The sequence below is a fragment of the Bacteroides xylanisolvens XB1A genome, assembly GCF_000210075.1.
In the GTDB taxonomy this organism is placed as follows: Bacteria; Bacteroidota; Bacteroidia; order Bacteroidales; family Bacteroidaceae; genus Bacteroides; species Bacteroides xylanisolvens.
Genome location: NC_021017.1, coordinates 907,351 through 912,768, shown reverse-complemented (window position 1 = coordinate 912,768; position 5,418 = coordinate 907,351). Strand labels below are relative to the sequence as shown.

The 5,418-nt window shown below is 38.3% G+C and carries 2 protein-coding genes and 1 tRNA gene; 2 read left to right on the top strand and 1 reads right to left on the bottom strand.

From position 1 onward, the window contains the following. Nucleotides 1-61: 61 nt before the first annotated feature. Nucleotides 62-134 (bottom strand) — tRNA-Lys (locus BXY_RS03720). A 121-nt stretch (nt 135-255) separates the two neighbouring features. Between BXY_RS03720 and ettA the strand changes: the two genes are divergently transcribed. Then, entirely contained in the window at nt 256-1,947 is a 1,692-nt protein-coding gene (gene ettA / locus BXY_RS03715) for an energy-dependent translational throttle protein EttA (RefSeq protein ID WP_004311592.1), read from the top strand. A 216-nt stretch (nt 1,948-2,163) separates the two neighbouring features. Further along, on the top strand, nt 2,164-5,280 hold the full coding sequence (locus tag BXY_RS03710; RefSeq protein WP_243442471.1) for a TonB-dependent receptor: 3,117 nt from the start codon (nt 2,164-2,166) through the stop codon (nt 5,278-5,280). Nucleotides 5,281-5,418: the final 138 nt, after the last annotated feature.

The following is a 5,418-nucleotide window of genomic DNA, read 5'->3' as shown; positions in this document are numbered from 1 at the left end:
AATATTAAAATAAAAATCCCTTGATAACGACTGATTATCAAGGGATTAATTTTATGTTTCGTGATCCGCCTGGGGCTCGAACCCAGGACCCCAACATTAAAAGTGTTGTGCTCTACCTGCTGAGCTAGCGAATCAATCCTTCAGTGCTTTCTTTCGAATGCGGGTGCAAAGGTAGAACATTTTTTTATAACTCCAAAAGAATTCAAACATTTTTCTTATCTTTGTGCCATTATCAACAATATATAATCATACATTATGGCTGCTGACGATAAAAAAATTATCTTCTCAATGGTAGGAGTGAGCAAAGCATTCACTCCTAATAAGAATGTGCTGAAAGACATTTACCTGTCGTTTTTCTATGGAGCGAAAATCGGTATTATCGGTTTGAACGGTTCTGGTAAATCAACGTTATTGAAGATCATCGCCGGTTTGGAGAAATCCTTTCAGGGAGAAGTGGTGTTTTCTCCGGGATATTCCGTGGGGTATTTGGCACAGGAACCTTATTTAGACAACACAAAGACAGTAAAAGAAGTAGTGATGGAAGGTGTGCAACCCATTGTTGACGCACTGACAGAATACGAAGAGATCAATCAGAAATTTGGTTTACCGGAGTATTATGAGGATCAGGATAAGATGGATGCTCTTTTTGCTCGCCAGGGTGAATTGCAAGATATCATTGATGCAACTGATGCATGGAATCTGGATAGCAAGTTGGAGCGTGCGATGGATGCTCTCCGTTGTCCGCCTGAAGATCAGCCGGTAGAAAATCTCTCCGGAGGTGAACGTCGCCGGGTAGCTCTTTGCCGTTTGTTGCTGCAGAAACCGGATGTGCTTTTGCTGGACGAACCTACCAACCACTTGGATGCAGAGTCTATCGATTGGTTGGAACAACATCTACAACAATATGAAGGTACGGTTATTGCTGTGACGCACGACCGTTACTTCCTCGATCACGTTGCCGGATGGATTCTTGAACTGGATCGTGGTGAAGGTATCCCCTGGAAAGGTAACTACTCTTCCTGGTTGGAACAAAAGACCAAACGTATGGAAATGGAAGAAAAGACCGCCAGCAAACGTCGTAAAACACTGGAACGTGAGTTGGAATGGGTACGCATGGCTCCGAAAGCCCGTCAGGCGAAAGGTAAGGCACGTCTTAACTCTTATGACAAATTGCTGAATGAGGACGTGAAGGAGAAAGAAGAGAAACTTGAAATCTTTATTCCGAATGGTCCCCGTCTGGGTAATAAGGTCATTGAAGCCAAACATGTGGCTAAAGCATACGGTGATAAATTGTTGTTTGACGATTTGAACTTTATGCTTCCTCCTAATGGTATTGTCGGTGTGATTGGCCCTAATGGTGCGGGAAAGACGACATTGTTCCGCCTGATTATGGGATTGGAAACAGTGGATAAAGGAGAATTTGAAGTAGGAGAGACTGTAAAGGTGGCGTATGTAGACCAGCAACACAGAGATATTGATCCGAATAAGAGCGTATATCAGGTAATTTCCGGTGGTAATGAGTTGATCCGCATGGGTGGACGTGACGTGAATGCGCGTGCATACCTTTCCCGTTTCAATTTCTCCGGAGGCGATCAGGAAAAACTCTGCGGTGTATTGTCCGGTGGTGAAAGAAACCGTTTACACTTGGCGATGGCTTTGAAAGAAGAAGGTAATGTACTGTTGCTCGATGAGCCTACCAATGATATCGACGTAAACACTCTGCGTGCTTTGGAAGAAGGTTTGGAAGATTTCGCCGGCTGTGCAGTAGTTATCTCGCACGACCGTTGGTTCCTCGACCGTATCTGTACACATATCCTTGCTTTTGAAGGAGACTCCAATGTATTCTACTTCGAAGGTTCATATTCAGAATATGAAGAAAACAAAATGAAACGTTTGGGAAATGAAGAACCAAAACGCGTTCGTTATAGAAAGTTAATGACTGACTAGTATAAAGTAATAGATTGAAGCATTTATAATGCTTTCTGTTTCAAAATAAAAGGCTCTGCAAATATTGTAGAGCCTTTATCGTTTTATAACAAGGGAAAACGTTTATCTCTCTTAAAAAATTGTAGTATAATCGTAATGTAGTTCTAAATATTATTAATTATATTTGTGCACAGTTTTTAAAAGCAAACAATTTATATTAACTAATCAACTACATTTATGTTAAAGAGAATGCGATCTTTTTTAGTAGCGGCGATGCTCATGGTCATTGCTACCGTTAGTGCGCAGGTTACCACTTCTAGTATGAGTGGTAAGGTTACAGCACAAGATGAACCTATCATTGGAGCGACTGTGGTTGCAATCCACGAGCCGTCAGGTACACGTTATGGTACAGTGACTAATATCAGTGGTCAATTTAATTTGCAAGGTATGCGTACCGGTGGTCCTTACAAAGTTGAAGTTTCTTATGTTGGTTATCAGACTGCTATTTATAAAGGTGTAAATTTATCGTTAGGAGAAGTATACACTTTAAATGTAGTTTTAAAGGAAAGTTCTGAATTATTGGATGAAGTTATAGTAACAGCACAGAAAACAGTAGAGAAGATGGGGACTGTAACGAATGTGAGTGAGCGTCAGTTAACGACATTGCCTACTATTAATCGTAGTATTACTGACTTTACTAAACTTTCTCCTTATGCGGGTGGCAGTAATTCTTTTGCCGGACGTGATGGACGTTATAATACAATAACTGTGGATGGTGCAGCTTTGAACAATAATTTTGGTTTGAGTACTAATAATTTGCCGGGTGGAGATGCGCAGCCTATTTCACTTGATGCAATTGATGAAATTAGCGTTAATGTTTCTCCTTATAGTGTTACGTATTCCAATTTTACGGGAGCTTCTATTAATGCTGTAACCAAGAGTGGTACAAACGAATTAAAGGGAACAGTTTATACATATCAGAAACCAAAGAATTTTATAGGAAAATCTATTAACGATGTTGACGTTCCTAATGTGGAAAGTTATAAATCCAGTTTGTATGGCTTTACATTAGGAGCTCCGATAATAAAAAATAAACTATTCTTTTTTGTAAATGGAGAATTAGAAAATAGTACTAGCCCTGGTATTTTGTGGACTCCTAGTCAAGAAGAAGGTGGAAGTGGGGATAATCAAAATCATATTTCTAGAACTTGGATAAAGGATTTGAAGACAATAAGTGATTTTGTAAAGGATAAATATGGATATGATCCGGGAAGTTATGATAAATTTGATGATTTCGAGAGTAAAAATTGGAAGCTTATGGCTCGTTTGGATTGGAATATTAATAAAAGTCATAAACTGTCATTACGTTTTAACACAGTGAAATCAGAAAATGATGCTAGTATTAGTTCAACCTCTTCGGTAATCACTAAAGCTAATTCAAACCGTTATGGGGTTGATGCATTTGCATTTGGAAATTCCAACTATGGTTTTAGAAATATTGTAACGTCTCTTTCCGGTGAGTTGAATAGCAATTTTTCTTCCTCAGTACAAAACAAATTATTAGTGACTTATACCCATATCCGAGATTCTCGTACAACTAAGGGAGATGCGTTTCCAATGGTTGATATTTACAAGGACGGTAAGCAGTATATGACATTGGGTACAGAATTGTTTACTCCTTTTAATGATGTCGAGAATAATGTATTTAGTGTTACTGACAATGTAACTATTAATAAAGGAAACCATTTGATAACTGCCGGTGCAACATTTGAAAGACAGTATTTCATGAATTCATATTTACGTGCTCCTTATGGATATTATCGTTATGCTTCAATGGACGATTTTATGACGGGAGAAAAACCGATGCTGTATGGCATTACTTATGGATATAATGGAAAAGACGCTCCGGGAGCTGAACTGACATTTGGTATGTTGGGAGCTTATGCACAAGATGAATATTCTATTACACCTAATTTAAAATTGACATATGGATTACGCTTTGATTTACCGTTATATTTTGATGATTTGTTAGGGAATGCGGCTATCAAAGAACAGTCATTTAATGGAACGAATGTTGACGTATCCGAATGGCCGAAAAGTAAATTGTTAATATCTCCTCGTTTAGGATTTAATTGGGATATAAAAGGTGACCGTTCTATTGTTTTGACTGGAGGTACAGGCTTGTTTACAGGGTTATTACCATTTGTATGGTTCACTAACCAACCGACAAATGCAGGTCAGATGCAAAATATGGTTGAATTTGAGACTTCGGAATTACCGGCAAACTTTGCTTTTAATCCAAATTATAAAGAAACTCTTACCCAAAATCCGGATATGTTTCCATCAACTCCGGGAAATGAGGTCCCCGGTGCTATAGCTTATGTGGATCCGAATTTTAAAATGCCTCAAGTTTGGCGTAGTAATGTAAATGCAGAGTTTCAGTTACCTTATGGATTTATGCTTTCTGTTGGTGCTATGTATACACGTGATATATATAATGTTGTTCAGAAGAATATGAACGAAAAGGCCCCTTCTGGAACCTATAATGAACAACCGGGACGTGTATATTGGACTAAGAATAATTACTATGACAATCCTAAGACGAAAACCGTTATACAGTTGACTAATGGGGATGAAAAAGGTTATCAATATTCTTTTAATGCAGTATTAACGAAGAAATTTGATTTTGGCTTTACAGGTTCATTTGGGTACACTTATACAATGGCTAAAGATATGACGGCAAATCCAGGTTCATCGGCGGCTTCAGTATGGCAGAATAATGTTGCAGTTAATTCATTGAATGATCCGGGTGTCTCTTATTCTTTATTTTCTACCCCGCATCGTTTGATAGCTAATGCTTCTTATGAAGTTGCTTATGCGAATATGAAAACGACTGTTTCTTTGTTCTATACAGGTTACCAACAAGGACGTTTTTCTTATACCTATTCTAATGATATGAACGGTGACGGAAACTATTCCGATTTGATGTATGTGCCTGCTTCTAAAGAAGAAATGACATTTGTGGATATTAAAGATAAACAAAATAATGTGACTTATTCGGCGGTAGACCAACAAGAAGATTTTTGGAACTATGTAAATAATGACTCTTATTTGAATGATCACAAGGGGCAGTATGTAGAACGTGCTTCTTCTTTAGAACCGTGGATTCACCGTTTTGACATGAAGATAGCACAGGATTTTTATGCTAAGATTGGTAGCCGTAAGTACGGTATTCAAGTAAGTCTTGATATGTTGAATATTGGTAACTTATTAAATTCGAAGTGGGGGGCTTATCGCTCTTGCGGTTTGCAGAGTTATGATAATGTAAGGTTGTTAAAACAGCAAGTAAGGTAGGAGAACCTCTTACTTATCAGATGAATGCATCTTCTCGCGAGGTGTTCCAGAAAAATTCTAAATGGGATTATACGCTTCTACAGGTAGTGCATGGCAGATGCAGTTAGGCGTTAAGTTTACATTCTAGAATATTTATAT